Origin of the sequence: Phenylobacterium sp., from assembly GCF_036264965.1 — a bacterium.
Classification (GTDB): Bacteria; Pseudomonadota; Alphaproteobacteria; order Caulobacterales; family Caulobacteraceae; genus Phenylobacterium.
In genome coordinates this window covers 1-4625 of the sequence record NZ_DATAPY010000114.1, presented here as the reverse complement: position 1 = coordinate 4625, position 4625 = coordinate 1, and the positions used below count along the sequence as shown (strand labels likewise).

Below are 4625 nucleotides of genomic sequence, written 5' to 3'. Positions count from 1 at the left end.
CCATGTGCATGAAGGGCATCTCGTTGGAGACGCCGAGCGCCCCGTGCAGGTGGTCGGCCTTGGTGGCGATGTCGTTGTAGACCTTGGGCATCATCACCTTGATGGCGGCGATGTCCTTGCGGACCATCTGGTAGTCCTTGTGCTTGTCGATCAGCCAGGCGGTGCGCAGCACCATCAGGCGGAAGCTTTCCAGCGCGATCCAGCTCTCGGCGATGTCGGACTGCACCATCTGCAGGTCGGCGAGCTTGCCGTCACGGGTGGTGCGGCTGACCGAGCGTTTACACATCAGGTCGAGCGCGTTCCTGCAGGCGCCGACCGTGCGCATGGCGTGGTGCACGCGGCCGCCGCCCAGCCGCACCTGGGCGATGACGAAGGCCGCGCCGCGCTCGCCCAGCAGGGCGTCATAGGGCAGGCGCACATTGGTGTAGCGGACGTAGCCTTCCGTCCCGCCGCCGATCTCGCCGCCGCCGCCGACCGCGACGTTGCGGACGATCTCCACCCCGGGCGTGTCGGTGGGCACCAGGAAGATCGAGGTCCGCCGATAGGGGTCCTTGGCGTCCGGGTCGGTGACCGCATAGAGCACCAGCACCTTGGAATAGCGCGCGTTGGTGGAGAACCATTTCTCGCCGTTGATCACCCACTCGTCGCCCTCCAGCACCGCGCGGGTCTGGAAGGTCAGCGGGTCGGAGCCGCCGGTGGGCTCGCTCATGGAAAAGGCCGAGCGGATCTCCCCGTTCAGCAGCGGCCAGAGGTACTGCTCCTTCTGTTTCTCGGTGCCGTAGTGGGCGATGATCTCGGCATTGCCCGAGTCCGGCGCCTGGCAGCCGAATACGGTGGGGGCGAGGCCGTTGCGGCCCAGCTTCTCGTTCATCAGGCCGAGCTTGAGCTGGCCATAGCCCTGGCCGCCGAGGTCGGGGCCCAGGTGGCAGGCCCAGAGGCCCTGGTCCTTCACCTTCTGCTGCAGGGGCTTGATGAACTTGTCGCGGCCGAGTTGGCCGTGGACGGCCATGCCCAGATGCGAGAGCGGCTCGACCTCTTCGCGCATGAAGTCCTCGATCCAGTCGAGCTTCTTCTGGAACTCAGGATCGGTCTCGAAATCCCAGGCCATATCGCGTCTCCCATGCGCTCTGTTTTTCGAACCTTGGGTACGTTTTGAGCGTCGGACCATTATTGAGCCGCTGTCTGGCCTGCGCAACGCCGCTTGTGAATCAGCGAGCGCCGCCGCACCAATGCAGCATGCCGAAACTGCACGGATCGTCCGCCCTCCTGCTCATCCTGAGCCTTATCGCAGGCGCGGCGCATGCCGCGGCGCTGCCCGCATCGCCGCCGGCCGAGATGCAGCGGCTGATCGGTCAGTACGGCACGCCACAGTCAGTGCTGACCGTCTCCGAAGACCGCGGGCGGCTCTACGCCGACGGGCGGGCCCTGGCGCATGCGCTGCTGACGGGCCGGGGCGTCCACTATGCCGCCGCGCTGCCCGGCGGCGAGCGGACCGCGGTCGACTTCGACCTCCATGGCGGCCAGGCCGCAGCCGTGAGCCTGATGCACGAGCGCTGGCCGCGCCACGACTTCAGCGCCGAGGTGGTCGCCGGCATCCAGGCCAAGGTGAAGGCCGATCCGGCCGCCGTCCGCGCCGCCGCCCTGGCCGCCACGCCGCCGAAGGAACCTACGCCGAAGCGGGCCTCCGACCTCGTCGACCTCACGACCATCGATCCCGGCATCAAGCTCGACATCGGCTATGCTACGCCGAATAACTTCATGGGCTTCCCGCTCTACGAACGCGCCGGCGCCTACTTGCAGCGGCCGGCCGCCGAAGCGCTTGGCCGGGCGCAGAAGGCGTTGGCGGCGCAGGGCTATGGCCTGCTGATCCACGACGCCTACCGGCCCTGGTTCGTGACCAAGATGTTCTGGGACGCGACCCCGCCGGAGGACCACGTCTTCGTCGCCGATCCCGCCCAGGGCTCGCGCCACAACCGCGGCTGCGCCGTCGACCTGACTCTCTACGACCTGAAGACCGGAAAGCCCGTCGAGATGACCGGACGCTACGACGAGATGTCCACCCGCTCCTACGCCGACTTCCCGGGCGGCACGAGCCGCCAGCGGGCGCTCCGGGGCATCTTGCGGGCCGCCATGGAGGCGGAAGGCTTCACCGTCTATCCGCAGGAATGGTGGCACTTCGACTACAAGGACTATGCGTCCTACGGCATCGGCACGGTGACGTTCACCGAGCTCGCCCAGCGCCGCTAGAACTTGCCGCCGCGCCCCTCGCCGGCGGCGAAGCGGGCCGCGCCTTCCTGGCTCTGGCCGGAGCGCAGGGTCTCCATGCCGAACGCGATCTCGGCGGCCGTGGCCGCCTGCCAGTCCAGCGACCACTGGCCGATGGCGGAAAGCCGGTCGTTGCGCAGGCAGAGCTGAGGGAAAGCCGAGAGCTGGGCCGCCAGTTCCAGCGCTGCGTCCAGCGCCCCGCCCTTGGGCGCCAGGCGATTGGCGAGGCCGATGTCATAGGCCTCCTGGGCCTCCACCGGGCGGCCGGTGAGAATCAGGTCCATGGCCCGCGAGGCGCCGATCAGCCGCGGCAAGCGCACAGTCCCCAGATCGATCAGCGGCACCCCGAACCGCCGGCAGAACACGCCGAAGACCGAACCCTCCGCGGCGACCCGCAGGTCGCACCAGCAGGCCACCTCCAGCCCGCCGGCCACCGCGTGGCCCTCGACCGCGGCGATCACCGGCTTGCCCAGCGTCAGGCGCGTCACGCCCATCGGGCCCAGGTCGCCGTCGCGATGCACCGGATTGCCGCGCCCCTCGGCGACGCCCTTCAGGTCGGCGCCGGCGCAGAACGCCCCGCCTCGCCCCTGCAGGATCGCCACGTCCAGGGCCTCGTCGGCGTCGAAGGCTTTGAAGGCGTCATAGAGGCGGCGCGCGGTCGGCCCGTCGACGGCGTTGCGCGCCTGCGGCCGCTCGATGGTGACGATGAGCGTGCGGCCGCGGGTCTCGGTGCTGACGGTGTCCATAGGCGGATCTCCTTGGCCTCAAGACCACGCTTGCGACCATGCGGAAGGCAAGGGCAAAAGGATCGTAAAGCCGGAAGGAAATGCGATGAGCAAGGCGAAGTCTGCGGGATTTTCGAAAGAGCGCCTGGGGCGCATCGAGACGCTCCTGCAGCGGAAGTACGTCGGCCCTGGCCGCATGCCCTGCGCCCAGATGCTGGTGGCGCGCAACGGCGAGACCATCCACCAGTCGGTGCTGGGCCAGCGCGACGTGGAGCGCGGGACGGCGGCGACCGAGGACACGGTCTTCCGCATCTATTCCATGACCAAGCCGGTGACCTGCGTGGCGCTGATGACCCTGGTCGAAGAGGGGCTGATCGCGCTCGACGATCCGGTGGCGAAACACATCCCGGCCTGGAAGGACCTGGCGGTCTATTCGGCCGGTCTTGGGCCGTATCTGACCACGCCGCCGGCGCGGCCGATGCAGGTGGTGGACCTGCTGCGCCACACCTCGGGCCTGACCTACGGCTTCCAGAGCCGCACCAACGTCGACGCCGCCTATCGCAAGCTCAAGGTCGAGGAGATGCACGGCGGGCACGACCTGGAGACCTTCATCGCGCTGCTGTCGAAGCTGCCGCTGGAGTTCTCGCCGGGCGAGGCCTGGAACTATTCGGTCTCCACCGACGTGGTCGGCTACCTGGTGCAGAAGATCGCCGGCAAGCCGCTCAGCCAGGTGCTTGCCGAGCGCATCTTCGATCCCTTGAAGATGACCGACACGGGCTTCTTCGTCCGCGAGGATCAGAAGGCCCGCTTCGCCGCCTGCTACAACGCCACCCCGCAGGGCGGGCTGAAGCTGCAGGACGACCCGACCACCAGCCCCTATCTGGCCCCGCCGGCCCTGGAATCCGGCGGCGGCGGCCTGGTCTCGACGGCGGCCGACTACATGCGGTTCGCCAACATGCTGGTGAATGGCGGCGAACTGGACGGCGCGCGGATCCTGTCGCCGATGACCGTCAAGCTGATGGCGTCAAACCACCTGCCCGGCGACAAGGACCTGACGGAGCTCTCGCGCTCGCTGTTCTCGGAAAGCACCAATGCCGGCGTGGGTTTCGGTCTGGGCTTTGCGGTGGTGTTCGATCCGCCGAAGACCCTGATCCCCTGTTCGAAGGGCGAGTTCTACTGGGGCGGCGCGGCTTCGACGGCGTTCTGGGTCGATCCGGTGGAGAATGTGACGGCGGTCTTCATGACCCAGCTCCTGCCATCGTCGACCTACCCGATCCGGCGCGAGCTTCGGACCCTGGTCTATTCGGCGCTGATGGAGATCAACGCCTAGCAGGCTGTTGGAGAAGTCCGTAGCGGCGCAGGACTCGGCATGATTCACTCCTTCGAGCGAGGCTTGAGGGATGCGTGGATCTGATGAGCTGACGGGGTCCTTGTTCTCGTACGTGGACCTGGAGGCACGGGTGCGGCGGGATCATCCGCTGCGGCCGATCCGGAAGATCGCAAACGCCGCTCTGGCGGACCTGAGCGAGGACTTTTCGGCGCTCTATCCGCCGCGGCTGGGCCGCCCGTCGATCGCGCCGGAGCGGCTGTTGCGGGCGATGCTCTTGCAGGCGTTCTACGGCATCCGCTCGGAGC

The 4625-nt window shown here is 68.0% G+C and carries 5 protein-coding genes; 3 read left to right on the top strand and 2 right to left on the bottom strand.

All coding sequences use genetic code 11. The features are described 5' to 3' along the window. On the bottom strand, positions 1 to 1108 hold a 1108-nt coding region (locus VHS75_RS14810; RefSeq protein WP_329639389.1), incomplete at its 3' end, for an acyl-CoA dehydrogenase family protein. 128 nt (positions 1109 to 1236) lie between these two features. On the opposite strand from VHS75_RS14810, the gene VHS75_RS14805 reads away from it, so the two are divergent. Then, complete coding sequence (locus tag VHS75_RS14805; RefSeq protein ID WP_329639388.1) at positions 1237 to 2247, top strand: M15 family metallopeptidase; 1011 nt, start codon at positions 1237 to 1239, stop codon at positions 2245 to 2247. Here the strand turns inward: VHS75_RS14805 and VHS75_RS14800 are convergent. Beyond that, a complete protein-coding gene (locus tag VHS75_RS14800) occupies positions 2244 to 3011 on the bottom strand; it encodes a crotonase/enoyl-CoA hydratase family protein (RefSeq protein ID WP_329639387.1) in 768 nt (255 codons plus the stop codon). The genes VHS75_RS14805 and VHS75_RS14800 overlap by 4 nt on opposite strands. An 85-nt stretch (positions 3012 to 3096) precedes the next feature. Between VHS75_RS14800 and VHS75_RS14795 the strand changes: the two genes are divergently transcribed. Further along, positions 3097 to 4320 (top strand): serine hydrolase domain-containing protein, encoded by a 1224-nt coding sequence (locus VHS75_RS14795; protein WP_329639386.1) that lies wholly within the window; start codon positions 3097 to 3099, stop codon positions 4318 to 4320. 70 nt (positions 4321 to 4390) lie between these two features. Further along, positions 4391 to 4625 (top strand): transposase (locus tag VHS75_RS14790; RefSeq protein WP_329639385.1); only part of this gene is annotated, 235 nt, incomplete at its 3' end.